Source organism: Bradyrhizobium sp. AUGA SZCCT0105 (assembly GCF_018129565.1).
Taxonomy (GTDB): Bacteria; Pseudomonadota; Alphaproteobacteria; order Rhizobiales; family Xanthobacteraceae; genus Bradyrhizobium.
In genome coordinates this window covers 1,355,290-1,380,970 of the sequence record NZ_JAFCMK010000001.1, presented here as the reverse complement: position 1 = coordinate 1,380,970, position 25,681 = coordinate 1,355,290, and the positions used below count along the sequence as shown (strand labels likewise).

The 25,681-nt window shown below is 65.0% G+C and carries 22 protein-coding genes; 13 read left to right on the top strand and 9 right to left on the bottom strand.

Features of this window, described 5'->3' with window-relative positions; all coding sequences use genetic code 11:
- Positions 1 to 4: 4 nt before the first annotated feature.
- The 3 genes from JQ573_RS06310 to JQ573_RS06300 form a co-directional block, all read right to left on the bottom strand.
- Positions 5 to 1,555, bottom strand: coding sequence for a wax ester/triacylglycerol synthase family O-acyltransferase (locus JQ573_RS06310; RefSeq protein WP_212311223.1), 1,551 nt, complete (start codon positions 1,553 to 1,555; stop codon positions 5 to 7).
- Between the two features lie 58 nt (positions 1,556 to 1,613).
- On the bottom strand, positions 1,614 to 2,348 hold the full coding sequence (locus JQ573_RS06305; RefSeq protein ID WP_249131381.1) for a triacylglycerol lipase: 735 nt from the start codon (positions 2,346 to 2,348) through the stop codon (positions 1,614 to 1,616).
- 65 nt (positions 2,349 to 2,413) lie between these two features.
- A complete protein-coding gene (locus tag JQ573_RS06300; protein ID WP_038383850.1) occupies positions 2,414 to 2,668 on the bottom strand; it encodes a DUF6489 family protein in 255 nt (84 codons plus the stop codon).
- A gap of 421 nt (positions 2,669 to 3,089) precedes the next feature.
- Here JQ573_RS06300 and JQ573_RS06295 point away from each other — a divergent pair, with 421 nt between their 5' ends.
- The 12 genes from JQ573_RS06295 (at position 3,090) to JQ573_RS06240 (ending at position 16,825) form a co-directional block, all read left to right on the top strand.
- On the top strand, positions 3,090 to 4,688 hold the full coding sequence (locus JQ573_RS06295) for an ABC transporter substrate-binding protein (protein ID WP_212311225.1): 1,599 nt from the start codon (positions 3,090 to 3,092) through the stop codon (positions 4,686 to 4,688).
- A gap of 105 nt (positions 4,689 to 4,793) precedes the next feature.
- On the top strand, positions 4,794 to 5,774 hold the full coding sequence (locus JQ573_RS06290; protein WP_212311226.1) for an ABC transporter permease: 981 nt from the start codon (positions 4,794 to 4,796) through the stop codon (positions 5,772 to 5,774).
- Between the two features lie 11 nt (positions 5,775 to 5,785).
- The gene (locus tag JQ573_RS06285) at positions 5,786 to 6,748 is read left to right on the top strand and encodes an ABC transporter permease (protein ID WP_212311227.1); all 963 of its coding nucleotides are present in this window, start codon (positions 5,786 to 5,788) and stop codon (positions 6,746 to 6,748) included.
- Entirely contained in the window at positions 6,745 to 7,728 is a 984-nt protein-coding gene (locus tag JQ573_RS06280) for an ABC transporter ATP-binding protein (protein WP_212311228.1), read from the top strand. Before JQ573_RS06285 ends, JQ573_RS06280 begins: the two co-directional genes overlap by 4 nt.
- On the top strand, positions 7,725 to 8,720 hold the full coding sequence (locus JQ573_RS06275) for an ABC transporter ATP-binding protein (protein WP_212311229.1): 996 nt from the start codon (positions 7,725 to 7,727) through the stop codon (positions 8,718 to 8,720). Before JQ573_RS06280 ends, JQ573_RS06275 begins: the two co-directional genes overlap by 4 nt.
- A gap of 100 nt (positions 8,721 to 8,820) precedes the next feature.
- Entirely contained in the window at positions 8,821 to 10,626 is a 1,806-nt protein-coding gene (locus JQ573_RS06270) for a gamma-glutamyltransferase family protein (protein ID WP_212311230.1), read from the top strand.
- 9 nt (positions 10,627 to 10,635) lie between these two features.
- Entirely contained in the window at positions 10,636 to 11,346 is a 711-nt protein-coding gene (locus JQ573_RS06265) for a DUF1028 domain-containing protein (protein ID WP_212311231.1), read from the top strand.
- Positions 11,343 to 12,332 carry an ABC transporter ATP-binding protein gene (locus tag JQ573_RS06260; RefSeq protein ID WP_212311232.1) on the top strand — a complete coding sequence of 330 codons (990 nt, stop codon included), beginning with the start codon at positions 11,343 to 11,345 and terminating at the stop codon, positions 12,330 to 12,332. Before JQ573_RS06265 ends, JQ573_RS06260 begins: the two co-directional genes overlap by 4 nt.
- On the top strand, positions 12,329 to 13,411 hold the full coding sequence (locus tag JQ573_RS06255) for an ABC transporter ATP-binding protein (protein ID WP_212311233.1): 1,083 nt from the start codon (positions 12,329 to 12,331) through the stop codon (positions 13,409 to 13,411). The genes JQ573_RS06260 and JQ573_RS06255 overlap by 4 nt, the downstream gene beginning before the upstream one ends.
- 34 nt (positions 13,412 to 13,445) lie before the next feature.
- A complete protein-coding gene (locus JQ573_RS06250; protein ID WP_212311234.1) occupies positions 13,446 to 14,957 on the top strand; it encodes an ABC transporter substrate-binding protein in 1,512 nt (503 codons plus the stop codon).
- Between the two features lie 31 nt (positions 14,958 to 14,988).
- Positions 14,989 to 15,930: an ABC transporter permease gene (locus tag JQ573_RS06245; protein ID WP_212311235.1), complete on the top strand. Its 942-nt coding sequence runs from the start codon at positions 14,989 to 14,991 to the stop codon at positions 15,928 to 15,930.
- A gap of 4 nt (positions 15,931 to 15,934) precedes the next feature.
- Positions 15,935 to 16,825, top strand: coding sequence for an ABC transporter permease (locus JQ573_RS06240; RefSeq protein ID WP_212311236.1), 891 nt, complete (start codon positions 15,935 to 15,937; stop codon positions 16,823 to 16,825).
- 172 nt (positions 16,826 to 16,997) lie between these two features.
- Here JQ573_RS06240 and JQ573_RS06235 read toward each other — a convergent pair whose 3' ends face one another.
- From JQ573_RS06235 to JQ573_RS06210, 6 genes are all read right to left on the bottom strand, one after another.
- Positions 16,998 to 17,741 carry a hypothetical protein gene (locus JQ573_RS06235; protein WP_212311237.1) on the bottom strand — a complete coding sequence of 248 codons (744 nt, stop codon included), beginning with the start codon at positions 17,739 to 17,741 and terminating at the stop codon, positions 16,998 to 17,000.
- Between the two features lie 192 nt (positions 17,742 to 17,933).
- A complete protein-coding gene (locus JQ573_RS06230) occupies positions 17,934 to 21,035 on the bottom strand; it encodes a multidrug efflux RND transporter permease subunit (RefSeq protein WP_212311238.1) in 3,102 nt (1,033 codons plus the stop codon).
- A gap of 83 nt (positions 21,036 to 21,118) precedes the next feature.
- A complete protein-coding gene (locus tag JQ573_RS06225) occupies positions 21,119 to 22,312 on the bottom strand; it encodes an efflux RND transporter periplasmic adaptor subunit (protein ID WP_212311239.1) in 1,194 nt (397 codons plus the stop codon).
- Between the two features lies 1 nt (position 22,313).
- Entirely contained in the window at positions 22,314 to 23,015 is a 702-nt protein-coding gene (locus JQ573_RS06220) for a TetR/AcrR family transcriptional regulator (protein ID WP_212311240.1), read from the bottom strand.
- Between the two features lie 64 nt (positions 23,016 to 23,079).
- Positions 23,080 to 23,670, bottom strand: a complete 591-nt coding sequence (locus JQ573_RS06215) for a thiamine pyrophosphate-dependent enzyme (RefSeq protein WP_212311241.1) — start codon at positions 23,668 to 23,670, stop codon at positions 23,080 to 23,082.
- Positions 23,667 to 24,200: a thiamine pyrophosphate-binding protein gene (locus JQ573_RS06210; RefSeq protein WP_212311242.1), complete on the bottom strand. Its 534-nt coding sequence runs from the start codon at positions 24,198 to 24,200 to the stop codon at positions 23,667 to 23,669. The genes JQ573_RS06215 and JQ573_RS06210 overlap by 4 nt, the downstream gene beginning before the upstream one ends.
- 201 nt (positions 24,201 to 24,401) lie before the next feature.
- On the opposite strand from JQ573_RS06210, the gene JQ573_RS06205 reads away from it, so the two are divergent.
- Positions 24,402 to 25,625: a cytochrome P450 gene (locus tag JQ573_RS06205; protein WP_212311243.1), complete on the top strand. Its 1,224-nt coding sequence runs from the start codon at positions 24,402 to 24,404 to the stop codon at positions 25,623 to 25,625.
- Positions 25,626 to 25,681: the final 56 nt, after the last annotated feature.

Below are 25,681 nucleotides of genomic sequence, written 5' to 3'. Positions count from 1 at the left end.
ATTCCTATTCGGCCGCGCCCTTGATGTCGGCAGGCGGCGGCGCGAACGCCGCCTCGAGTGCATCGAATTCCAGCGGCAGCATGTCGCACATCACCTGTACATGCGGAATGATGTTGGCACCGACGATGAAGCCGAAATCGAGCTGATCGCGGTAGCTCTGCACGGTGATGTTGAGCGCGATCCCGTGGGTCGAGATCGAGACCGGGAAGATGTGCAGCAGCTCTGCGCCAGCCGCGTACAGCGTCTGCCGCGGCCCCGGCACGTTGGACACCGTGATGTTGGTGGCTGGCGGCAGCACGTTGGACAGGTCGGAGCGGCTGTAGAGCAGCGCCATGACCTGCACCAGGATCGGTGCGCCGAGCAGCGAGATGTTGGAGACCTGCGGCACCAGGGCGCGCAGCGGATGCGACATCTCCTTGGACTTGGTGGATTGCGCGATGATGGTCTCGAGCCGCTTCTTCGGGTCCTCGACGTCGGTCGCGATCGAGCAGATCATGCCGAACACCTGGTTGTTGGATTCGGCGTTGCCTTCCTCGCGCAGCGAGATCGGCACGCCGGCCGTCAGCGACTTGTTCGGCAGCGCGCCCTGGCTGATCAGATAGCGCCGCACCACGCCGGAGGCGAGCGCCAGCACGACGTCGTTGAGCTTGCCGCCCGAGGCCTTCGCCAGCGCCTTGGCGCGCGACAGCGAGATCGAGGTGCCGGCAAAGCTGCGCTCCGACGAGATCGCCTTGTTGAGGATGGTCGGCGGCGAGGACATCGCCTGCAGACTCTCGCGCGACCTCGGATCGGCGATCTTGGCGACGACGTCGGACAGGCTCTTGAGCACGGTCGGCATGGCGCCGGCGAACTTCACCGCGCTCTCGATCTGGAACATGGCATTGTCGAACAGGATCGAGCCGAGGTCGCTCTTGCCGGAGCGCGGCAGCTCCAGGCTCTTCTGTGCGGTGGCGGCCGCCTCGAACGGCTGGGTCCAGAGCTGCTGATAGGCGTCGATCAAATTGGCCGCGATGTCGCGCGGCTCCTGCGCGACCTTTTTCGCGCTTGGCGGCTCGATCTGCCGGGGCACCGGCGTGAGGTCGTAGATCATGCTGGTCAGCGCCGCGCCGGCGCCGCCGTCGATGCAGGCGTGGTGCATCTTGGAATAAAGCCCGATCTCGTTGTCCTTCATGCCCTCGAAGACGTAGAACTCCCAGAGCGGGCGGGCGCGGTTCAACAGCTTGGCGTGCATCCAGCCGACGATGCGCTCCAGCGTCGCGCGGTCGTGCGGCGCGGGCAGGCTGGCGCGGAAGATGTGGCGGTCGATGTCGAACTGGTCGTCCTCGACCCAGGACGGATGATCGATGTCGAGCGGCGCCTTCTGCAGACGCGCCTTGAGGATCGGCGCAATGTGCAGCCGCGAGGCGATCATCGCCTTGAACTCCTCGAAGAAGTCGCCCTTGTAGCCGTCGGGCAGCCGGAAGATCGCCATGCTGCCGACATGCATCGGCATTTCCGGCGTTTCCAGATACAGAAACGATGCGTCCAGCGAGGACAGCTTTTTGGCGTCGCTCATGATCTCCTCCCGAGAGCCAACTCACGCGGGCGCCTTGGCGGCGCTTCTCGTCGTTCGGTCAGGATAGTGCCTGTTCTGCCGGCCCATAGGCAATGGCAAAGGGGCCCGAGCGGCCAAAATGCCGGAACTCGCCTTCCGGCTGCGCCAGCCGGTCCGCGATCGCCCACAGCGCCGCGGGGTTGACGCCGAGGCCGAGGTGGCTGGCGAAGTGCACCTCGACGTTCTCGGCAGTCGCCGACGGCCGCACCCGCGAGGTCCGCCAGTTCACAATGCCGTCGGTGCGGGAATAGATCGAGGTTGCCGGCACCGGCATGTCGCCGGCGATCGCCGCACGAATCTCGGGAATATCGTCCACCCCCTCGCCGGACAGCAGCTCGTACAGCCGGGTCGCATTGGTGGCGCGGATATCGTCGGCGAACGGGCTGCCCAGCGTGATGATGGAGCGCACCAGCTCAGGCATCTGCGACGCCAGGTCGCGCGCATAGACGCCGCCGAGGCTCCAGCCGATGATCGAGACCTTGCGCCCCGACGCCTCATGGACGCGTTTCAGCAGGTCGCGCAGCGCAGTCCGCCTGCTGGAGATGCCGCCGAAATTGCGGCCCATGTTCCAGGCGTAGGCGTCATAGCCGAGCTCCTTCAGATAGCGCCGCATCGGCGCCATCGAAAGGTCGCTGGCGAGGAAGCCGGGCAGCGCCAGCACCGGATGACCGTCGCCCTTCGGCGCCTGCATCAGCAGCGGCGACAGCAGCAGGCTCGAATTCAGCTCGAGCACGCCGCGCGCTTCCGCCAGCATCAGCAACAGGCTGGGTGGACGCAACCGGCGTTCGGCCGCATCAACGCTCCCTTTCGCGGCCGCCACTATTTCTTGTCCTTTTTGCCCATGCCGCCGAGGCCGGCCATCGTCACGAACATGTCCTGGAAGCGCTCGGCGAGCTTGGGATCGAAAGTGAACCAGCTTTGCAGCAACGCTTCCGGCGAAACCTTCTCGATGTTCGACAGCATCTGCTGCTGCAGCCTGTCCATCACCGCGTTCTGCATCGGTGCCACGTCCGGCAGGCCGAAGAACTGCCGCGCTTCAAGGGGCGTACAATCTATCTCGACGTTGACCTTCATATCCGCCTCCTCAAATGCGCCTGGCCCGCCTTAGTATCGCCGGGACGGGGCCGGTCACGCAAGCGAGCCGTACCTGCCCCCATGGATAGTCGGCCTCAATCATCCGTTATGGTCAACCAAACCGTTTGGAACGACGGCTCCAAACCGTTTGGAGCGACCGCTCCAAATCGCTTGGCGGGACCGGCATCAGCCGGCTCGCCGGCGATCATTCCAGCGATCGGCAAGCAGCACTCCGAAAGTCGAATGTCACGCGTCCGCACCAACCGCCTACTCTCCTTGCGCATTCATTGCGCTGCACCCGCTCGAACCGATTAACCCTTTGGGAAATCGCGCTTGCGCGGCCGGTAAACTCTGGCAACATGCATCAATAATACCAGCCGGACAAAGCAGCCGGCGGACAAAAACGGGGACGCGGGATCACATGTCGGTACGTTGGAGTTTGTTTGCGGCGACTGCCGTCGCGCTGGTTGCCCTTGCCTTGCCGGCATCGGCCCAGACACTGAAATATGCCAATCAGGGCGAGCTGAAGTCGCTGGATCCTTACACGCTGAAGGAAACCACGACGATCGCGCACCACGCCCACGTCTACGAGGGCCTCACCGCGCGCGACAAGGACCTCAAGATCATTCCGGCACTGGCGGAAAGCTGGGAGACGCTGAGCCCGACCAAATGGCGCTTCCATCTGCGCAAGGGCGTGAAATTCCACAATGGTGATCCTTTCACCGCCGACGACGTGCTGTTCTCCGCCGACCGCGTCCGCGCCAAGGGCTCCAATTTCCTCAGCAATGTCCCGGCCGACGCCAAGTTCACCAAGGTCGACGACTACACGGTCGACGTGACGCTGGATTCGCCCAATCCCATCCTGACCTCGCAGTGGGATAGCTGGTACATCATGGACAAGAAGTGGTGCGAGGAGAACAACGCCGTCGCACCGACGCCGGCCTCCGCGACCACGCCGAGCTACGCAGCGCTGCACGAGAACGGCACCGGCCCCTTCACGATCGAGAGCCACCAGCCCGGCGTGAAGACCGTGTTCAAGGCGTTTCCAGGCTATTGGCGCAAGCCCGAGCATAATCTCCAGGAGATCATCTTCACCCCGATCGGCTCCGACGCCACCCGCGTTGCCGCGCTGCTCTCGGGCGAGGTCGATGTCATCGAGCCGGTTCCGCTGCAGGACATCCAGCGCGTCAATTCCAGCGGCGTCGCCACCGTCATGACCGCGCCGGAGATCCGCACCATCTTCATCGGCATGGACATGGCGCGCGACGAGCTGCTGTACTCCAACGTCAAGGGCAAGAATCCGTTCAAGGACATCAAAGTCCGCGAAGCCTTCTACAAGACGATCGACGTCGAGCTGATCAAGACCCGCGTCATGCGCGGCATGTCGACGCCCTCGACGCTGATGATCGCGCCCGAACTCTATCCGCTGTCGAAGGAGTTCACCCGGCCGAAGCTCGATCCCGATGGCGCCAAGAAGCTGTTGGCCGAGGCGGGCTATCCGAACGGCTTCGAAGTCACGATGGATTGCCCGAACGACCGCTACGTCAACGACGCTGCGATCTGCCAGGCGGTGGTCGGCATGCTGGCCCGCATCGGCGTCAAGGTGAACCTGCTGGCGCAGCCGAAGGCACAGTATTTCGCCAAGGTGCTGAAGCCCGGCGGCTACCAGACCTCGTTGTTCATGCTGGGCTGGACGCCTGCGACATCGGATTCCCACAACGTGCTGCACGACATCCTCGGCTGCCGCGACGACCCGAAGGACTCCACCCGAGGCGAAGCCAATCTCGGCGGTTACTGCAACAAGGAAGTCGACGCGCTCGCCGACAAGGTTCTGGTCGAGACTGACACTGCCAAGCGCGACCAGTTGATCAAGCAAGCCTACGAGATCGTCATCAAGGATTACGGCTACATTCCGCTGCATCAGCAACCGCTGGTGTGGGGCGTGTCAAAGAAGGTCAAATTGACCCAGCGCGCGGACAACCAGGTGCTGCTGTACTGGGCGACCAAGCAAGGTGAATAGTGGTTGCAGCGAATTGGGTCCCGGAAGCGCAGGCTTCCGGGACCTCTCGGTTTTCGGCCGCGCAAAGCCGCGCGCGCCGGATGTCAAAAGCAGTGAAAGGTAGAGATGCTCGCTTTCACTCTTCGCCGCGTGCTGCAGGCGATCGGCGTGATGCTCGCCGTAGGCGTCATTGCGTTCGCGATGTTCCGCTTCGCCGGCGATCCGGTGAGCCAGATCGTCTCGATCGACACCTCGGCCGCGCAACGCGCTGAAATCCGGCGCTCGCTCGGCCTGGATGATTCGGTGCTGGTGCAGTTCGGCCGCTACTTCATCAATGCGCTGCAGTTCAAGTTTGGCGTGTCCTACCAGTTCCGCCTGCCGGTCTCATCGCTGCTGGCCGAGCGCCTGCCGGCGACGCTGGAGCTTGCGATCTGCGCCACGCTGTTCGCGATGGTCGCCGGCATCCTGATGGGGGTCTACTCGGCGCTGCGCCGCGACACCGTGCTCGCCAAATTATTCCAGGCGGTATCGCTGATCGGCATTTCGCTGCCGACCTTCCTGATCGGCATCCTCCTGATCTATCTGTTCGCGGTGACCTTGGGCTGGCTGCCCTCCTTCGGCCGCGGCGAGGTGGTGAAGCTCGGCTGGTGGACCACCGGGCTGCTCACTGTCTCCGGCCTGAAGGCGCTGATCATGCCGGCGATCACGCTCGGACTGTTCCAGATGACCCTGATCATGCGGCTGGTGCGCGCCGAAATGCTGGAAGTGCTGCGGACCGACTATATCCGCTTCGCCCGCGCCCGCGGGCTGACCACGCGCGCGATCCATTTCGGCCATGCGCTGAAGAACACCCTGGTTCCGGTGATCACGGTCGCCGGCCTGCAGTTTGGCTCGGTTATTGCTTTCTCGATCATCACCGAAACCGTGTTCCAATGGCCGGGCATGGGACTTCTGTTCGTGCAGGCCGTGCAAAACGTCGATATCCCGATCATGGCCGCGTATCTCCTGATGGTCTCGCTGATCTTCGTCACCATCAATCTCGTGGTCGACATCCTCTACACCGTGGTCGATCCGCGATTGCGCTCGACCATTGGCCGCGCGGCGTGAGGGGGCAACCGATGTCCGACGCCGTCGTCCCCCATCGCTCCGAAGATCACCCACAGGCACCTGCCGGCTGGTTCGGGCGCACGCTCGACAGCGACATCCTCTATTCGTTCCGCCGTTCCAGGCTGACGATGGTCGCCGCCGTGATCACGCTGTTGTTCTTCCTGCTGGCAATCTTTGCGTCATGGCTTGCGGTGCAGAACCCGTTCGATCCGGCGCAGCTGCAGCTGATCAACTCGCGGATCGCGCCGTTGTGGACCGCCGACGGCCAGAGTCCGTTCCTGCTCGGCACCGACGAGCAGGGCCGCGACGTGCTCTCAGCGATCCTCTACGGCCTGCGCATCTCGCTTGCGGTCGGCGTTGCCGGCGTGGTCTTCGCCGGCGCGCTCGGTATCGCCCTTGGGCTGGTCGCCGGTTATTTCGGCGGCGTGGTCGACAGCGTGATCATGCGGATCGCCGACGTGCAGCTCACCTTCCCGGCGATCCTGATCGCGCTCCTGGTCAACGGTGTCGCCAAATCGCTGCTCGGCAACCGGCTCGACGAAATGAGTACGTTCGGCGTGCTGATCATCGCGATCGGCCTCAGTTTCTGGGTGCAATATGCCCGCACCGTGCGCGGCTCGGTCATGGTCGAGAAGAACAAGGATTATGTGGCGGCGGCGCAGCTGATCGGCCTGCCGGCGCCGAAGATCATGCTGCGGCACGTGCTGCCGAACACGATGGGCCCGATCCTGGTCATCGCCACCATCAACCTCGCGCTCGCGATCATCACCGAGGCGACGCTGTCTTTCCTCGGCGCCGGCATGCCCGACACCATGCCCTCGCTCGGCACCCTGATCCGGATCGGCAACAACTACCTGTTTGCCGGCGAATGGTGGATCGTCGCCTTCCCGGGCATCGCACTGGCAGGCCTGATCCTCTCCATCAATCTGCTCGGCGACTGGCTGCGCGACGCATTGAACCCAAGGCTCCGATGACCCAGCCTGTTCTCTCCGTGCGCAATCTCGAGGTGGAATTCGTCACCCGCCGCGCGACGCTGCGCGCCATCAACGGTGTGTCGTTCGACATCGCCAAGGGCGAGGTGCTCGGTGTGGTCGGCGAGTCCGGCGCCGGCAAATCGGTCACCGGGCTTGCGGTGATCGGGCTGATCGATCCGCCCGGCCGTATCTCCGGCGGCCAGATCGAGCTGTCGGGCACCCGGATCGACCATCTTCCGCCGGAGGAGATCCGGCGCATCAGGGGCAAGCGGATCGGCATGATCTTCCAGGATCCGCTGACCAGCCTCAATCCGCTCTACCGGATCGGCGACCAGATCATCGAGACCATTCGCACCCACACCAATCTGAGCGAAAGCGCCGCGCGCCGGCGCGCCATCGATCTGCTGGCCGAGGTCGGCATCCCCGCGCCGGAGAAGCGCATCGACGGCTACCCGCACGAATTCTCCGGCGGGATGCGCCAGCGCGTCGTCATCGCACTTGCGATCTGCGCCGAGCCCGAGCTGATCATCGCCGACGAGCCGACCACCGCGCTCGACGTCTCGGTGCAGGCGCAGATCATCACGCTGATCAAACGGCTCGGCCGCGACCACGGCACTGCCGTGATGCTGGTCACCCACGACATGGGCGTGATCGCCGAGACCTGCGACCGCGTCGCAGTGATGTATTCCGGCCGCATCGCCGAGATCGGCCCGGTGCAGGAAGTGGTGCGCAACCCGCTGCATCCCTACGCCAGGGGCTTGATGGGCGCGATCCCAACGCTCGCGGGCGAGGACAAGCGCCTGGTGCAGATCCCGGGCTCGATGCCGCGGCTGTCGGCAATCCCGCCCGGCTGCCCGTTCAATCCACGCTGCGCGTTTGTCTTCGATCGGTGCCGCGTCGAACGCCCCGAGCCGATCCGGCAGGGCACCCAATCGGTCGCCTGCCATCTGTTCGAGCCGGCGAAGGAGACGGCGGCATGAGCGGGACGCTGATCGAGGTCAAGAACCTGCGCCGCGTCTTCGACGTCTCCAAGCCGTGGCTCAACCGCGTGATCGAGGGCGGCCATCTCGAATTCCTGAAAGCCGTCGACGGCGTCAGCTTCGACATCAAGCGCGGCGAGACGTTTGCGCTGGTCGGCGAATCCGGCTCCGGCAAGACCACGGTTGCGCGCATGGTCGTCGGCCTGCTGCCGCCGAGCTCGGGCGAAGTCGTCATCGACGGCGTCTCGATGACCGATCCGCGGCAGGCGCAGGCGCGCCGCCGGCTGCGTCGGCGCATCCAGATGGTCTTCCAGGACCCCTATGCCAGCCTCAATCCGCGCTACCGGGTCGCCGCCATCGTCGCCGAGCCGATCCGCGCCTTCGACCTGATCGAGGGTGAACGCGACATCAAGGCCCGGGTCGGCGACTTGCTCTCGCTGGTCGGCCTGCACCCCGACGACGGCCAAAAATTCCCGCACGAATTTTCCGGCGGCCAGCGCCAGCGCATCGCGATCGCCCGCGCACTGGCGTCCGAGGCCGAATTCATCGTCTGCGACGAGCCCACCTCGGCGCTCGACGTCTCGGTGCAAGCGCAGATCCTCAATCTGATGCGCGACCTGCAGGACAAGTTCGGCCTGACCTATCTCTTCATCAGCCACAATCTCGCGGTTGTCCGCCACATGGCGACGAGAATCGGCGTGATGTATCTCGGCCGCATCGTCGAGATCGCCGAGGGCCGAAAATTGTTCGAGAACCCGCGGATGCCCTACACCAAGATGCTGCTCGGCGCGGTTCCGGACCTTGCGATGTCCGGCCGCCAACGGATCCCGGTCAAAGGGGAGATTCCAAACCCGATCGATCCGCCGCGGGGCTGCGCGTTCAATCCGCGCTGTCCCCTCGCCTTCGATCTCTGCCGCGAGAAGGCGCCGGAACTGATCGACGGCGTCGCCTGCCACGCCGTCAACAGCCCTGCCGCCGCCGTTCTGGCATGATCACGCGGATGGGAGCGGCCATGTCCACCAAGCGGTTGGCATACCAGCCGGCCTGTGATCAAGTGCGCGCGCCACAAGACCTAGCCGGAAGCGCAGCCCCATGAGCAACGTCAATCCCGATCCGTTCACCACAAGGCCCGAGATCGAAGGCACCTTCGGCGTCGTCACCTCGACCCACTGGATCGCGACCGCCGTCGGCATGGCGGCGTTGGAGAAAGGCGGCAACGCCTTCGACGCCGGCGTTGCGGCCGCGTTCACGTTGCAGGTGGTCGAGCCGCATCTGAACGGCCCCGGCGGCGACGTCCCGCTCATCGTGCACGACGTCAAGCGCGGCAAAACCGAAGTGATCTGCGGCCAGGGACCAGCGCCGGCCAAGGCGACGATCGCGCATTATCGCAGCGAAGGCCTCGAAATGGTGCCCGGCACCGGCCTGCTCGCCGCCTGCGTGCCCGGCACGTTCGAAACCTGGATGCTGTTGCTGCGCGATTACGGCACGATGAAGCTGCGCGACGTGCTGGAGCCCGCGATCGCCTATGCCCGCGACGGCCATCCGCTGGTCGAGCGCGCCTCGGCCACCATCAAGACCGTCGAGCAGCTGTTCCGGAAATACTGGCCCACGTCGGCCGAGGTCTATCTGCCTGATGGCGAGGTGCCGAAACCCGGCACCATGTTCACCAACAAGAAGCTCGCCGAGACCTACGCACGCATCCTGACCGAGGCGGAGAGCGCAGGCGGCGACCGCGTGGCGCAGATCGAGCGCGCGCGGCAGGCCTGGTCGAAGGGCTTCGTCGCCGAAGCGATCGACAGATTCTGCCGCACCCAGGAGGTGATGGACGTCTCCGGCTCGCCGCATCGCGGCGTGCTGTCGGCCGACGACATGGCGCGCTGGCAGCCGACCATCGAGGCGCCGCTGACCTACGATTACGGCCGCTACACGGTGCAGAAGTGCGGCGTCTGGAGCCAGGGTCCGGTGATGCTGCAGCAGCTCGCGCTGCTGAAGGGCTTTGAGCTCGACGGGCTCGATCCCGCGGGCCCCGACTTCATCCATTTGCAGATCGAAGCCGCCAAGCTCGCCTATGCCGATCGCGAGACGTTCTACGGCGATCCCAAGTTCACTGAGATCCCGATCGAAACGCTGCTGTCCGATGCCTATAACAACGAACGGCGCAAGCTGATCTCACGCGACAAGGCTTCGCTCGATTTTCGCCCCGGCTCGGTCACAGGCTTCGGCGGCGTCGTGAAGCTGCGACACGCCGAAGGGCATCGCGAGGCGGTCGGCGCCATGGGCGCGGGCGAACCGACGGTCGGCCGGTTCGGCGAGGTGCGCGGCGACACCGTACATTTCGACATCATCGACAAGGCCGGCAACATGATCTCGGCGACGCCGTCCGGTGGCTGGCTGCAATCCTCGCCGGTGATTCCCGAGATCGGCTTCTGCCTCGGCAGCCGCGCCCAGATGTTCTGGCTGGAGGAAAACCACCCGGCCTCGCTGGCGCCGGGCAAGCGGCCGCGCACCACGCTGTCACCGACCATGGCGCTGCGCGACGGCGAACCGTATCTCTCCTGGGGCTCGCCGGGCGGTGACCAGCAGGATCAATGGATCACGCAGTTCTTCCTGCGCCATGTCCACGCCAGGCTCAATTTGCAGGAGGCGATCGACGCGCCGGCCTGGCACTCCGAGCATTTCCCGATCTCGTTCTGGCCGCGCACTTCGCGCCCCGGTGTGCTGGTGCTGGAAAATCGCGTGCCGAAATCGACCATCGACGAGTTGAAACGTCGCGGCCATGTGGTGGAGATTGGCCCGGATTGGTCGGAAGGCCGCCTCACCGCGGCCTCGAAGGTCGGCCCCCGCCGCCGCGCCGCCGCCAACCCGCGCGGCATGCAGGGTTACGCTGCGGGCCGCTAGAGGTTTGAGATGACCTGGTCGATCATCGCCCGCGACAGCGCCACCGGCCAGCTCGGCATCGCCGTCGCGACGCGGTTCTTCGCGGTCGGCGCCCTCGTGCCGCACATTGCACCTGACATCGGCGCCATTGCGACGCAGGCGCTGGTCAATCCCTATTACGGCATCGACGGCCTCGCGCTGTTACGCAGCGGCAAGAGCCCGCATGAGACGATCGCCGCGCTGCTCACGCCTGACGGCGGCCGCGAGAGCCGGCAGCTGCATGTCATGGACAGCAAGGGCCGGATCGCCGCGCACTCCGGCAAGGATTGCATCGACTGGTTCGGCCATATCGCCGGCGACGGCTTCTCGATCGCCGGCAATATGCTGGCCGGGCCCGCCGTGCTCGACGAGACCGCGCGCGTCTATGCCGCGAACGCGAAGCTGCCGTTCGCGGAGCGGCTGATCAAGGCGATGTTCGCCGGCGAGGCGGCCGGCGGCGACAAGCGCGGTAGGCAATCGGCGGCCCTTCTGATCCACGGCACCGAGCAATGGCCGTTGCTCGACCTGCGGGTCGACGACCACGCCGATCCCTTGCGCGAGCTGGAACGGCTGGAAGCGGTCAGCCGCGAACACTGGGTGCCGTTCCGGGGTTTCATGCCGACCCGCGACAATCCGGCCGGAATCAGCGACCGCGCCAGGATCGAGGCCGGCACCGCAGCGGCAACCAAGAGCCGCGAATGACCGCCGGCCCGCTGATCGAGATCGAGGGCCTGCGCGTCACCTTCCAGGGTGACGACGGCCGCATGACGCATGCCGTCGACAGCGTCGACCTTTCCGTCGCCAACGGCGCCACGCTCGGCCTGGTCGGCGAGTCCGGCTGCGGCAAGAGCGTCACCTCGCTCGCCATCATGGGGCTGTTGCCGAAGCAGTCCGCCGCAGTCTCCGGCGCGATCCGCTTCGACGGCTTCGACCTGCTCGACGTGCCGGACGCGACGCTGCGCGACCTGCGCGGCAATCGTCTCGCGATGATCTTTCAGGAGCCGATGACCTCGCTCAACCCGAGCTTCACCATCGGCGACCAGATCGCCGAGACCATTTTGCGCCACCGTGGCGGTTCCCGGCGCGCGGCGCGCGAGCGCACCATCGAGCTGCTGCGCCGCGTGCATATCTCCTCGCCCGAGAAGCGCATCGACGAATATCCGCACAAGCTCTCCGGCGGCATGCGCCAGCGCGTGATGATCGCGATGGCGCTGGCCTGCGATCCGCAGCTCTTGATCGCCGACGAGCCGACCACCGCGCTCGACGTTACGTTGCAGGCCCAGATCCTCGATTTGATGCGCGAGCTGAAGGCCGCCAGCGGCGCTGCGATCATCTTGATCACCCACGATCTCGGCGTGGTCGCCGAAGTCTGCGACGAGGTCGCGGTGATGTATGCCGGCGAGATCGTCGAGCGCGCGCCGGTCGACGAGCTGTTTGCCAATCCGCAGCATCCCTACACGGTCGGCCTGCTCGGCTCGATCCCGCGGCTCGACCGCCGCACCAGCCATCTCGCCACGATCGAGGGCATGGTGCCGAACATGATGAACCCGCCGGCGGGCTGCCGCTTTGCCGCGCGCTGTCCGTTCGTGGAAGATGCCTGCACCCGGTCGCCGCCGCCGCTCGCGCTGCTGAGCCCGACCCACGCTTCGCGCTGCATCCGCGCGCCCCTGGAGCAGCTGGTATCATGACTGCGCTGCTCGAGGTCGAGGGGCTGGTGAAGCATTTCGTCGCCGAACGCTCGGTGTTCGGCCGGCCAACCGCTTATGTGAAGGCGGTCGACGGCGTCAGCTTCACGGTCGAGGCCGGCAAGACGCTGGCGCTGGTCGGCGAATCCGGCTGCGGCAAATCCACCGTCAGCCGCCTGGTGCTGCGGCTGATCGAGCCGGACGCCGGACGTGTCAGCTTCGAAGGCCGCGACCTCGGCGCGCTCAATGCCGAGCAGCTGCGCGCGTTCCGCCGCGACGCGCAGCTGATCTTCCAGGACCCCTACGCCTCGCTCAACCCGCGCATGACGGTGAGCCAGATCCTGACCGAGCCGCTGGCGCTGCACAATCTTGTCCCGGCGGCGGGCCGCCGCGAGCGGGTCGAGGAACTGCTGCGTCTGGTCGGGCTCGAGCCGCGCTTCGCGCGCCGCTATCCGCATGAATTCTCCGGCGGCCAACGCCAGCGCATCGCGATTGCGCGCGCGCTTGCGGTTGAGCCGAAGCTGATCATCTGCGACGAGCCGGTGTCGGCGCTCGACGTCTCGATCCGCTCGCAGATCCTGAATTTGCTGCGTGACCTGCAGGATCGCCTGAAGCTCGCCTACATCTTCGTCTCGCACGATCTCGCCGTGGTGAAGCACATCGCCGACCGCGTCGCCGTGATGAATCTCGGCACCATCGTCGAGACGGCGGAGGCGCAAGCGCTGTTCGCCGCCCCGCGCCATCCCTATAGCCGCGCGCTGCTGTCGGCGATCCCGGTGCCGAAGCCGCGCGCCAGGCGCAGCCGCATCGTGCTGGAGGGCGAGCTGCCGAGCGCGCTCAATCCGCCCTCCGGCTGCCGCTTCCACACCCGCTGCCCCTATGTGATCGCGCGCTGCCGCAACGAAGTGCCGCAGTTGCGCGAAGATGGCACCGGATATGCAACGGCCTGTCACCGGACGGGCGAGCTACCCGGCGCGGAGGCGATCGTGCCGTCCGATGGCGGGTTCTCGCCGACACTGGAAAAGCTGGTGGCGGCGTTCAATGCGGCGGAAGCCTCGGGGCGGCCCGGGGTTATTTCGTAAGGAACAAATGCGCAGGGGGATTAAGGGGTTGGCGATGAGATTTTGGCGCTTGGCGGTCCTGATGGCAGCCCTCGTGACCTGGTGCGGAACGAGCGCGCGTGCCGAGACGACGCTTCGCATCGGGCTGGCCGAGGACCCCGACATCCTCGATCCTTCAATCGGACGCACCTATGTCGGCCGCATCGTCTTTTCGGCCTTCTGCGACAAGCTGTTCGACATCGACGAGAAGCTGAACATCGTTCCGCAGCTCGCGCTGTCCTACGAGAACTCGGCCGACGGCAAGGAGATGACGATCAAGCTCCGGCCGGGCGTCAAGTTCCACGACGGTGAGCCGTTCGACGCCGAAGCCGCCAAATTCTCGCTGGAGCGCCATCTGACGCTGCCGACCTCGTTTCGCAAACCGGAACTGGCCGCGCTCGACCATGTCGACGTCGTCGATCCGCTGACCATCAAGCTGGTGCTCAAGACGCCCTACTCGCCGCTGATCGCCCAGTTGACCGACCGCGCCGGCATGATGGTCTCGCCGAAGGCGGTGAAGGAAGCGGGCGACAAATTCGGCCTGCATCCGGTCTGCGCCGGACCCTACAAGTTCGTCGAACGCGTGCAGCAGGACCGCATGGTGTTCGAGAAGTTCGGGGATTACTGGAACAAGGACAACGTCTTCATCGATCGCATCGTGTTCCTTCCCATCGTCGATGCCACGGTGCGGCTCGCCAATCTGAAATCCGGCGGGCTCGATCTGATCGAGCGCGTGCTCGCCACCGACATCAAGGACGTCCGCGCCGACAAGCGGCTCGTGCTGTCGACCGCCCCCGAACTCGGCTATCTCGGCCTCACCATCAACATCGGCAACGACAAGAGCAAGGGGCCGCTCAGCCAGTCGGAAAAGGTGCGCCAGGCGCTCGACCTGTCGATTGACCGCGAGGCGCTCAACCAGGTCGTCTTCAACGGCGAGTTCACGCCCGGCAATCAATGGGTCAGCCCGGTGCATCCTTACTATCAGAAGGCGTTTCCGGTTCGGGGACGCGACATTGCCAAGGCCAAGGCGCTGCTGAAGGAGGCCGGTGTCACGCTGCCCGTCGCCATCGACTACATGGTCCCCAAAGGGGCCGAGAACGAGGCCGTGGCCCAGGTCGTGCAGTCGATGGCGGCCGAAGCCGGCTTCGACATCAAGATCCGCGTGGTCGAATTTGCGACGACCTTCAAGCAGGCCCAAGCCGGCGAATTTCAGGTGTTTCAGATCAACTGGAGCGGCCGGATCGATCCTGACGGCAATTCCTATGTCTTCCTGCACACCAAGGCGCCGCAGAACGACGGCGGCTATTCCAACGCGGAAGCCGACAAGCTGATGGAAGATGCGCGGCTGATCAACGATCCAGCCCAACGCAAGGCGATCTACGAGAAGATGACCAAGATCGTGCTCAACGACGAGCCGATCATCTACATCTATCACCGCACACTCCTGATCGCGCACACCATCAAGGTCGAGGGTTACCGGCAGATGCCGGATGGATTGGTGCGCGTGGTCGGGCTGAAATTGAAATGACCAACACAGCGCAGGGCACGCGGGGCCGACGATGCTGAACTTCCTCGCCAAGCGGCTGGTTCAGCTGATCCCGACGCTGTTCTTCGTCTCGCTCCTGATCTTCTCGCTGCAACACCTGCTGCCCGGCGATCCGGCACTCGTGATGGCCGGCGAGGAGCGCGATCCGGCCGTCATCGAACAGATCCGCCAGCAGTACCACCTGGATCGAGCGATCCCGGTGCAATACGCCTATTGGGTCAAGGGCGTGCTGATGGGCGACTTCGGCGAGTCCCTGCGCAACAAGATGCCGGTGTCGAGCCTGATCGCGCAGAAGCTGCCGGTTACGATGCAAATCGCCGGCATGGCGATCGTGGTCGCCTTCCTGATCGGGATTCCCGCCGGCATCGTCTCGGCGGTGAAGAAAGGCACCGCCTGGGATTACGGCGCCAATCTGTTCGCGCTGTGGGGTATCTCGACGCCGAATTTCTGGCTCGGCATCATGCTGATCTTCCTGTTCTCCGTCGAACTTGGCTGGCTGCCGGCCTCCGGCTACGTGCCGCTGAGCGAAAACTGGCGCGCGAGCCTCGCCGCATCCGTCATGCCGGCCTTCGTGCTCGGCAATGCGATCGCCGCGATCCTGATGCGGCACACCCGAAGCGCCATGCTGCAGGTACTCGAGAGCGACTATGTCCGCACCGCGCGGGCGAAGGGCCTGTCCGAGCGCACGGTGATCCTCAAGCATGCGATGCGCAACGCGCTGACGCCGATCATCACGCTCGGCGCGCTCGAGCTCGGTACGCTGCTGTCGGGCGCAGTCCTCACCGAGCAGATCTTCTCGATCCCGGGCTTCGGCAAGCTGATCGTCGATGCCGTATTCAACCGCGACTACGCGGTCGTGCAGGGCGTGGTGCTGACGACAGCGACGATCTACATCACGCTCAACCTGATCGCCGACATCGCCTACATCCTGGTCAATCCGCGGCTGAGGGGCTGACTAGATGACGGACGCCGTGCTCAGGACATCAGCTTCGCTTGCCGCCGCCGAGACGCTGGAGAGCCCGGCACGGCGCGCCGGGCGGCGGCTGATCCGGCGCAAGGGTGCCGTGCTCGGGCTCGCCGTGATCGCGCTCTTTGTTCTGCTCGCCGTCTTCGCGCCGCTGATCGTGCCCTATGATCCGATCGCGACCAGCTGGTCGCTGGTCCGCAAGGCGCCGTCGCTGCAGCACTGGTTCGGCACCGACGAGCTCGGCCGCGACGTGCTCGCCCGCGTCGTGTTCGGCGCCCGCGCCTCGCTGCTTGCCGGCGTCATCTCGGTCAGCATCGCGGTTGCGATCGGCGTGCCGCTCGGATTGCTCGCGGGCTATCGCGGCGGCTTCATCGACGCACTGATCAGCCGCATCACCGATGCGATGCTGGCCTGCCCGTTCCTGATCCTGGCGATCGCGCTCGCAGCGTTCCTCGGCCCGAGCCTCGGCAATGCGATGATCGCGATCGGCGTCTCGGCGACCCCGATCTTCATTCGCCTGACCCGCGGCCAGGTGATGAGCGTCAAGGTCGAGGACTACGTCGAGGCGGCGCGCGCCATGGGCAATCCGCGCTGGCGCATCGCGCTGGTCCACATCCTGCCCAACATCCTGCCGGCTCTCTTGGTGCAGGCAACGCTGTCGATCGCGGCCGCGATCATCGCCGAGGCCGCACTGTCCTTCCTCGGCCTCGGCCAGCAGCCGCCGGCCCCGTCCTGGGGCAGCATGCTCAACGCCGCGCAACGCTTCCTGACCAGCGCGCCGTGGATGGCGATCTGGCCGGGGCTTGCGATCTTCCTGGTCGTGCTGTCGTTCAACCTGGTCGGCGACGGCCTGCGCGACGCGCTCGATCCGAAGGCGCGGTGATGTTGGCCTCCGTCGCAGCGGGCGCCATTCTTCCCCGTCATCCTGAGGAGCGCGGAACGCGCGTCTCGAAGGGTCGACGGCCACCAGCCGGGCCGTGCATCCTTCGAGGCTCGCTCCGCTCGCACCTCAGGATGACGGGACAAGCAACGTGCGGCTAGCGAAACTGTTCGACCTAAATCACCACCTCGCGCAGCACCCTCCTGCAATCCATCTCGTATTCGAGATCGACGACCGGCGGGCGGCAGAAGTGCCAGGTCAGGCCGGAGCGCGTGGCGCCGCGGCGGACCAGCTCGTCGACGATCACGGGATGGATGTCGTGCACGGTGTAGGCCTGCACGGTTGTCGTCTCCTGCCAGCCGAAGCTGAACTCCGCAAGACGGCGCTCCATCTCGCCGGTGGTGAAGCGGACCTTCTCCCGCCACGCGCCGGGGCTGAGATCGCGGTAGCAGACGATGCGGTCGGGATAGCTGGCAGTACCACTGCGTGCTTCGGCGCCACCCGCGATCACGAAGGACGGCGACGTGCTCGTACTCGGCCGTGTGAACGAGAACGCATGGAACGACGGCTCGGCCGGCGGATCGATCTCGGGACAGACATTGCTGCGCGCCACCGGATTGATGGTGCCGTCGAACAGGCCCCATTCGGCAAGCGTCTTGACGTAGTGCTGGTTGAAGGCGCGGAAGCCGTCCTCGGTAAAGGCGGCCGGCGAACGCAGTTCGCAGGCGCAGAACGAGGTCAGCGGCCGGCCGGCGTCCTTGATGTAGGCCGCAATGCGCGCAAAACCTTCTGCAAGCGGCACCAGGCGATCGAAGCGCACCCGCTCGATCTCATAGCCGGCGTTCGCCTGCGCACCGCTTGAATATTGGAACACGGCCGGAATGAACCGGTAACTGCCCGCCGCAAATTCGCTCGCCATGCCTGTTTCCTCCAGATCTTGTGAGGCGAGCATAGCGGTTTCGAGCGAAGTGGTCTTCCGGTTCGCGTGAAGAAAACGCGTCAAACCAAAGGGTCTTCGGCCCGCCCATCGGCAAGGCTATCACGAGACAAAGAAAAGGCGGCAGTGGCTTTCGCCAGTGCCGCCTTTCCTGCGAGCATGAGCTTGGAGAGCTCAGGTCGGTTTCAGTGCGCCCTCGCGGCCGTCGAGTTCGTAGTCGGCGATCTGCTTGGCGCGCTCGGACCGGGCCGCGGCCTGGTGGTCGGTCGCAATCGTCATGTAGACGGCCGGCAGCACGAACAGGGTGAACAGCGTGCCGATCGTCATGCCGGCGACGACCACGAGCCCGATCGAGAAGCGGCTGGCAGCGCCGGCGCCCGAGGCGGTGAGCAGCGGCAACAGGCCGGTGACCATGGCCGCCGTCGTCATCAGGATCGGACGCAAACGAATCCGGGCCGACATCTCGATCGCCGAACGGCGGTCCAGTCCCTCCTTGAGCTGCAGCTCGTTGGCGAACTCCACCATCAGGATGCCGTGCTTGGTGATCAGTCCGACCAGCGTCAGCAGGCCCACCTGGGTGTAGATGTTCATGGTGGCGACACCAAAGAACAGCGGGATCAGGGCGCCGACGATCGCCATCGGCACGCTGATCATGATCACGAAGGGATCGCGCAGGCTCTCGAACTGCGCCGCCAGCACCAGGAAGATGATGATGATGGCGAACGCGAAGGTGACCAGCAGCTGGTTGCCTTCGTGGACGTACTGGCGGGAGTCGGCCAGGAAGTCGTAGCTGAAGCCGGACGGCAGCTTCTTGGCTTCACCCTGCAGGAACTCGACCGCCTGCCCCATCGAAACGCCGGGCATCGGCACCGCCTGGAAGGTCGACGAGTTGAGCTGGTTGTAGTGGGTCAGCGCGTTCGGATCGACGCCGGTCTCGACCGTAACCACGGTCGACAGCCGCACCAGCTGCCCGGTCGCGGTCGGGACGTAGAAGTTGTCGAACGATTCCGGCGCGAGCCGGCTGACGCGCGGCACCTGCGGGATCACCTGATAGGAGCGCCCTTCGAGGTTGAAGCGGTTGACGTAGTTGCCGCCGAGCAGCGTCGCCAGCGCACCGCCGATCGACTGCATGGTGATGCCGAGGTCGCTCGCCTTGGAGCGATCGACCTTCACCCGGACCACCGGCTGGTTGAAGTCGAGGTCACTGTCGGTGACGATGAACAGGCCGCTCTTGCGCGCGGCATCCTTCAGCTTGCTCATCTGGTCGAACACCTGCTGGAATCCGGCCGTCGATGAGATCACCATCTGCACCGGCAGACCGCCGGGACCGCCGGGCAACGGCGGCAGGCTGAACGCGAACGCGCTGACGCCCTCGATCTTCGACAGCTCGGCCTGCACCAGCGGCTGCAGCGCCTGAGCCGAGCGCTTGCGCTCATCCCACGGCTTGAGCAGCATGCCGGCGAAGCCGCCCTGCGGACCGGTGATGCCGTTCAGGATGAACCGCAGGTCGGTCTCCGGGAACTTCTTGAACTCCTTGTCCATCTTGTCGCCGTAGAAATCGATGTAGTCGATGTTGGCGTATTTCGGCGCCTTGGTCACCGCGAACACGATGCCCTGGTCTTCCTGCGGCGCCAGCTCCTTCTGGATGTGCATGTAGAGGAAGCCGACCAGACCGAGGATGGTCACGGCAAAAAGGGCCGTGATCGGGCGGTAATCGAGCGAACGGTCGAGCTGGCGGCCATAGGCGCGCGTCAACGCGCCGAACACGCGATTGACCAGCCTGGCGAAACGCCCCTCTTCCGCGCTCTTCAGGAACACCGAGCACATCATCGGCGACAGCGTCAGCGCGATCACGCCCGACACGATCACGGAGCCCGCCAGCGTGAAGGCGAATTCGCGGAACAGCGTGCCGGTGACGCCGCCGAGGAAGCCGATCGGCGCATACACCGCCGCGAGCGTGATCGTCATCGAGACGACCGGGCCCACGATCTCGCGCGCACCTTTGAGCGATGCCTGCACTGGTGGCAGGCCCTCCTCGAGATGTCGATGGATGTTCTCCACCACCACAATGGCGTCGTCGACCACGAGACCGATCGCCAGCACCATCGCCAGCAGCGTCAGCAGGTTGAAGCTGAAGCCTGCGGCCAGCATCAGGATGCAGACGCCGATCAGCGACAGCGGAATGGTGACGACGGGGATGATCACCGAGCGCAGCGACGCCAGGAACAGGAAGATGACGACGACGACGATCAGAACCGCTTCAGTCAGCGTCTTCTCGACCTCGTCGATCGACGATTGGATGAACTTGGTGGAGTCGTAGGCCACCTTCATCTTCATCGACGGCGGCAGGTTGCGCTCGAGGTCGGGGAACAGCGCGCGCACGCCCTTCACCAGGGTCAGCGGGTTGCCTTGCGGCGTCGCCTTGATGCCGATGAAGATCGCATGCTCGCCGTTGAAGGCGACGCTGGCGTCGGTCGACTGCGCCGCGAGCTCCACGGTCGCGATGTCCTCGATGCGCACGAAGCCGCCGTCCTTCGCCTTCACGATCATCCGCTTGAACTGATCGATGTTCTGAAGGTCGGTATTGGCCGAGACGTTCGAGACGATGAAGAAGCCCTTGGTCTGGCCGGCGGCCGCCTGGAAGTTGTTGGCGGCGATCGCAGCGGCGACGTCGTTGGGCGACACGCCGCGTCCAGCCATCCGGTTCGGATCGAGCCAGACACGCATCGCAAAGGTCTGGCCGCCCAGGATGTCGGCCGAAGCGACGCCGTCGACCGTCGAGAGCACCGGCTGCACGACGCGGGTCAGATAGTCCGAGATCGCCGATCCGGTCAGCTCTTCGCTGGAGAAGCCGAGATACATCACGGCGATGGTGTCGCCGGTCGCCTTGCTCACGACCGGATCGAAGGCTTCCTTCGGGATCAGATATTTGACCGAATTGACCTTGGCGAGCACTTCGGTTAGCGCCTGGTTCGGATCGTGATTGAGCTTGACGTAGACCTGGATCGTCGAAGTGCCGAGCACCGAGTTCGACGTCATGTAGTCGACGCCTTCGGCCGAAGCGACGGCCTGCTCGATCGGCGTGGTGATGAAGCCGTTGATCAGCTCGGGCGACGCGCCGGGATATGACGTCGTGATCGTCACGACGGTGTTCGACAGGTTCGGATATTGCCGGATCGGCAGCACCATCGCCGCGCGCAAGCCGATCAAGAGGATCAGCAGGCTGACGACGACCGACAGCACCGGGCGCTTGATGAAAATATCAGTGAAGGCCATCGCCAACTCGATTCGTGTTGTCTGCCGGTTGCGGCAACATGTGGCGGAGGGCCAACCGGCCCTCCGGGTTCAGATGGTCGGGATTAGTAGCGCGGCGGCTCGGCCGGAACCGGCGGCTGCGGATCGTTCGAGATCGCAACAGCCATGCCCGATTGCAGCTTGATCTGGCCGACGGCGACGACCCTGTCCCCGGCCTTCAGGCCCTTGAGGATTTGGACGCGGCCTTCGACGCGGTTGCCCGTCTTCACGAAGGTGCGGTCCGCGGTCAGGCTGGTCTTGCCGTCCTCACCCTTCTTCTCGGTGATCAGGAACACCGAGTCGCCGTACAGCGTGTAGTCGACCGCGGTTTCGGGAATGGTCACGACCGGCGGCTTCTCGGGCAGCACGATCGTGGTGGTCGCGAACATGCCGGGCTTGAGGATGCTTTCCGGATTCTGGATCGTCGCCTGCACCCGGATGTTGCGGGTCTCGGTCGCGATCTGCGGCTCGATGGTGGTGATCTTGCCCTCGAAGGTGCGGCCCGGATAGGCATCGACCGCGACCCGCACGGCCTGGCCGACCTTGATCTGCGAGCTCTGCTTCTCGGTCACGGTCAGGTTGGCGTACAGCACCGACAGATCGGTGAGCGACACGATCTGCGTGCCCGCCGTCAGATACTGGCCGACTTCGACCTGGCGAACGCCGAGATCACCTTCGAACGGCGCGCGCACCAGCTTCTGCGAGATCAGCGCTTCGGTCTTGGCAATGCCCGCCTTGGCCTGGTCGTAGGTCGCCTGCGCCGTATCGACGGTCGACTGCGGCCCGAACTGGCGTGACGCGAGCTGCTTGGCGCGGTCGAGCTGCTGCTCGCCCACGGTCGCCTGCGCCTTGAAGCTGGCGAGGTCGCCCTGCTCCGGCGCGTCGAACAACTGCACCAGCGGCGTGCCCGCCTTCACATGGCTGCCGGCGGTGAAATGGATCTCGGTGATGCGGCCCGGCACGTCGGTCGTGACATTGACCTGGTGCACGGCGACGAGATCGCCGACGGCGGTCAGCAGGTTCGGAATCACCTCGGTCTTCGCCTCGGCGATCGAGACGTTCGACGGCGGCGGCTTATTGTTGGCGAAGAACTGCGCGATCATGTGGCTGCGGAAGGCGTTGAAGCCGACCAGCGCGCCGACCAGCAGGGCCAGCAACAATCCCACGATGATGAACCAACGCACCAGGCGGACGGGACGCTTGGCTTGCTTCTCCTTGAGCGGTTGCCCCGAGATGTGGCTTTCGGTCTGGATATTCATGTCATGCACTTTCTGCAGTTACCGACGGTCCTGCGCTCGGCGACGGCTGGCGGCCCAAATGAGTTGAAATTGCGGCTTCGGTAAGTCCGATGCCGCGAAGAATGAACTGGCAAAGCTGCCGCTCGGCCGCAGCGGCATCCCCATAGGGGAGACAAGGTGTCGCAGGCAGCTGCGTCAGTGCGCCCATAAGCACGGTATGGTGCGCAAACCAGAACAGGTTGAGCGGCTCGTCACCGATCCGCGTCGCTTCGCCGGCGGCGATCGCACGCTCAAGCGAGGCAGCGAAGGTCGGACCGATCAGCTTGCCGACCTTGTCGTAGAGCAGGCGCGCAAACTCGCCGTCGTCGAGATGGCTCGTCACCATCAGCCGCATCCGCTGCGCCTCTTCCTGGTCGGGCGCATCGCGCAGCTGCATGAAGTGGCCGACCATGCCCTGCACCAGTTCGATCAGCGTCGCTGTGGAGGGCTCTTGGCCGAGCAGATGCGCGAGATCGGGATCCGCCTCGCACTCTTCGGCAAGGATTTCGGCGTAGAGCGCAGCCTTCGACGGGAAGTGCTTGAACAGCAGCCCTTCCGAAATGGCAGCCGCGGCCGCCACGCTCTTTGTCGTGGTGCCGGCAAAGCCGTTGCGGGAGAAACACCGCTTGGCAGCGCTCAGGATCAACTGACGCCGCAAGTCACTCGTCATGCGTAAGGTAGACATTTGGGTCGTGAGTAATCACTCACTTTACCAAAAGTCAAGGTTCTATTGCACCGCGAAAGTCACTTTATATCGGAGTGTGTCCGATCGACCCTCTGATGCGGTTGACGATGTAGGTGCCGTCGCGGCTCGACAGCACGCGTTCCAGATTGGCCCCGTCGATCTTCGCGCTGGCGAACCGTGGTCCCGCCGCAACATCTTGCAAAGACGAAGCAAAAGCCTCGACCTCAGCCATCGTGCTGATCGAGCGGCTATCTCCGATTCCGCAGGCTTTGGCAACACCGACGAGGTCGGCGGGGCCGCCGGTATGGCTGGCCTGGCCGCCGGTCTCGCCATAGGCCTCGTTGTCGAGAACGATGATCGAGAGGTTTTTCGGCTGCTGCAGCGCGACGGTCGCGAGGCTCCCGATCCCCATCAGCATTTCGCCATCGCCGGTGATCACGACGACCGGCAGGGTCGGCTGGGCCAGCGCGAGGCCGAGCCCGATCATCACCGCGCCGCCCATGCCGCCCCAGAGATAGAAATTGCGGTCGTGGTCGCCGGCGGCGGCGATGTCATAGGTCGAGGCGCCAAGGCCGCCGATGGCGAAGGCGCCCTTGCGATCCCTCAGCAGTTCGGCAACCACGGCGCGGCGGTCGAGGAGATTGGCTTTGCTCATTTGGTGAAGACCTTTGCCCCGATTAGGCGCTGCGACAGCAGCACGGCGGTTGGCGTGCAGGCGTTGTAGGCTTGCGCCGCGCCGGCTTCGACGACTTCGCGCACCTCGTCCGGATGCGAGGCGCGCAGCACCTTGATCCCTGCCAATTCGAGAATGCCTTGGGTGTTCGAGCCCATCGGCACCTGCCAGGGATTGAACTCGCCCCATTCGCCGCGCATCGTCACCAGCGTAAGGAACGGCAAGCGGAAGATCTGCACCAGCGACAGCATGTTGATGCAATTGCCGACGCCGCTCGACTGCATCAGCAGCACGCCGCGCTGGCCGCCGGCCCAGGCGCCAGCGAGCAGCGCCACGCCTTCCTCCTCGGTGGTCAGCGCAATGCCGCGCATCGAGGACGATCCCAGCACGCGCTCGATCAGCTCGGAATGCCCGGCGTCCGGCACGTAAGGCACCTGACGCACCTCGAAGCGCTGCAAGATCGAGAAAATCTCCTCGGGCCAGGAGGCCGCGGACTCGGCTCGGGCATGCATCGGCGTTTCCGGTCTCTGTTGTTTGGCCGCGACTGTAGAGGGGCACGCGCGCTTCATCAAAGCGCAATAGCGCATATGGCTCTGCGATTTACTCGCATCGTGCGGCGTGCGCCGCGCTATTCCCGGTACGCAAATTCTGTTGCGTGGCCGCCGCGCGCGGCTTACGATAGTTGCAAATGAAACCAATTGGGCTGGATCGCCATGAACGGGCACGCGCGAGAGCTGGCTGACGGCTTCGACCTGGAAAAGCTGACGGCTGACTTCTACGCGGATCCCTACCCGACCTATCGCGCGCTGCGCGAGCACGCGCCGGTCAAGCGGCTGCCGAACGGCTGCTATTTTCTCACCCGCTACGACGACCTGATCGCCGCCTACAAGAACACCAAGACGTTCTCCTCCGACAAGAAGAAGGAGTTCTTGCCAAAATACGGCAACTCGCTGCTCTACGAGCACCACACGACCAGCCTCGTCTTCAACGACCCGCCGGCGCACACCCGCGTGCGGCGGTTGATCATGGGCGCATTGTCGCCGCGGGCGATTGCCGGCATGGAGCCGGACCTGATTGCGCTCGTCGACAGCCTGCTCGACCGGATCGCCACGAAAGACCGCTTCGAGCTGATCGGCGACTTTGCTTCCGCAATCCCGGTCCAGGTGATCGGCAATTTGCTCGACGTGCCGCACGACGAGCGCGAGCCGCTGCGCGACTGGTCGCTGGCGATTTTGGGCGCGCTGGAGCCCGTGATCGGCAAGGACGCGTTCGACCGCGGCAACGATGCAGTGAAGGATTTCCTCGCCTATCTCGAAACCCTGGTCGAAAGGCGTCGCGCCAAGCCGGGCAATCCCGAGCGCGACGTGCTGACGCGATTGATCCAGGGCGAGGACAATGGCGAGCGGCTGACCGCGAAGGAATTGCTGCACAATTGCATCTTCCTGCTCAATGCCGGCCACGAGACCACGACCAATCTGATCGGCAACGGGCTGGTGACGCTCACCCAATATCCCGAGGAGAAGCAGCGGCTGATCGCGCAGCCCGAGCTGATCAAGATCGCGGTCGAGGAGATGCTGCGCTACGAGAGTTCGAACCAGCTCGGCAACCGGATGATCGTGGAAGAGACCGAGCTCGGCGGCATCAAGATGCCGGCCGGCACGCTGGTCACTTTATGCATCGGCGCGGCCAACCGCGACCCCGCGCAGTTCCCCAACCCTGAAGGCTTCGACGTCGCACGCACGCCGAACCGCCACCTCGCCTTCGGCACCGGCGCGCATCAATGCGCGGGCATGGCGCTGGCGCGCCTCGAAGGCGCCATCGCGATCTCGCGCTTCCTGGCGCGCTTCCCGAACTACGCGCTCGACGGCGCCCCGGTCCGCGGCGGCCGGGTGCGCTTCCGCGGCTTCCTCAGCGTGCCGTGCAGCATCAGCGCATGAATTGTCCCCTGCGAATTTGGTTGGCAAGTCCACTTCCCTGTGGAGGAACTGATACC

What these genes read in the sequence shown, in the direction of transcription:
- JQ573_RS06310 (WP_212311223.1), bottom strand. Translation starts at nt 1,555, where the DNA reads ATGAGCGACGCCAAAAAGCTGTCCTCGCTGGACGCATCGTTTCTGTAT.
- JQ573_RS06305 (WP_249131381.1), bottom strand. Translation starts at nt 2,348, where the DNA reads ATGCTGGCGGAAGCGCGCGGCGTGCTCGAGCTGAATTCGAGCCTGCTG.
- JQ573_RS06300 (WP_038383850.1), bottom strand. Translation starts at nt 2,668, where the DNA reads ATGAAGGTCAACGTCGAGATAGATTGTACGCCCCTTGAAGCGCGGCAG.
- JQ573_RS06295 (WP_212311225.1), top strand. Translation starts at nt 3,090, where the DNA reads ATGTCGGTACGTTGGAGTTTGTTTGCGGCGACTGCCGTCGCGCTGGTT.
- JQ573_RS06290 (WP_212311226.1), top strand. Translation starts at nt 4,794, where the DNA reads ATGCTCGCTTTCACTCTTCGCCGCGTGCTGCAGGCGATCGGCGTGATG.
- JQ573_RS06285 (WP_212311227.1), top strand. Translation starts at nt 5,786, where the DNA reads ATGTCCGACGCCGTCGTCCCCCATCGCTCCGAAGATCACCCACAGGCA.
- JQ573_RS06280 (WP_212311228.1), top strand. Translation starts at nt 6,745, where the DNA reads ATGACCCAGCCTGTTCTCTCCGTGCGCAATCTCGAGGTGGAATTCGTC.
- JQ573_RS06275 (WP_212311229.1), top strand. Translation starts at nt 7,725, where the DNA reads ATGAGCGGGACGCTGATCGAGGTCAAGAACCTGCGCCGCGTCTTCGAC.
- JQ573_RS06270 (WP_212311230.1), top strand. Translation starts at nt 8,821, where the DNA reads ATGAGCAACGTCAATCCCGATCCGTTCACCACAAGGCCCGAGATCGAA.
- JQ573_RS06265 (WP_212311231.1), top strand. Translation starts at nt 10,636, where the DNA reads ATGACCTGGTCGATCATCGCCCGCGACAGCGCCACCGGCCAGCTCGGC.
- JQ573_RS06260 (WP_212311232.1), top strand. Translation starts at nt 11,343, where the DNA reads ATGACCGCCGGCCCGCTGATCGAGATCGAGGGCCTGCGCGTCACCTTC.
- JQ573_RS06255 (WP_212311233.1), top strand. Translation starts at nt 12,329, where the DNA reads ATGACTGCGCTGCTCGAGGTCGAGGGGCTGGTGAAGCATTTCGTCGCC.
- JQ573_RS06250 (WP_212311234.1), top strand. Translation starts at nt 13,446, where the DNA reads ATGAGATTTTGGCGCTTGGCGGTCCTGATGGCAGCCCTCGTGACCTGG.
- JQ573_RS06245 (WP_212311235.1), top strand. Translation starts at nt 14,989, where the DNA reads ATGCTGAACTTCCTCGCCAAGCGGCTGGTTCAGCTGATCCCGACGCTG.
- JQ573_RS06240 (WP_212311236.1), top strand. Translation starts at nt 15,935, where the DNA reads ATGACGGACGCCGTGCTCAGGACATCAGCTTCGCTTGCCGCCGCCGAG.
- JQ573_RS06235 (WP_212311237.1), bottom strand. Translation starts at nt 17,741, where the DNA reads ATGGCGAGCGAATTTGCGGCGGGCAGTTACCGGTTCATTCCGGCCGTG.
- JQ573_RS06230 (WP_212311238.1), bottom strand. Translation starts at nt 21,035, where the DNA reads ATGGCCTTCACTGATATTTTCATCAAGCGCCCGGTGCTGTCGGTCGTC.
- JQ573_RS06225 (WP_212311239.1), bottom strand. Translation starts at nt 22,312, where the DNA reads ATGAATATCCAGACCGAAAGCCACATCTCGGGGCAACCGCTCAAGGAG.
- JQ573_RS06220 (WP_212311240.1), bottom strand. Translation starts at nt 23,015, where the DNA reads ATGTCTACCTTACGCATGACGAGTGACTTGCGGCGTCAGTTGATCCTG.
- JQ573_RS06215 (WP_212311241.1), bottom strand. Translation starts at nt 23,670, where the DNA reads ATGAGCAAAGCCAATCTCCTCGACCGCCGCGCCGTGGTTGCCGAACTG.
- JQ573_RS06210 (WP_212311242.1), bottom strand. Translation starts at nt 24,200, where the DNA reads ATGCATGCCCGAGCCGAGTCCGCGGCCTCCTGGCCCGAGGAGATTTTC.
- JQ573_RS06205 (WP_212311243.1), top strand. Translation starts at nt 24,402, where the DNA reads ATGAACGGGCACGCGCGAGAGCTGGCTGACGGCTTCGACCTGGAAAAG.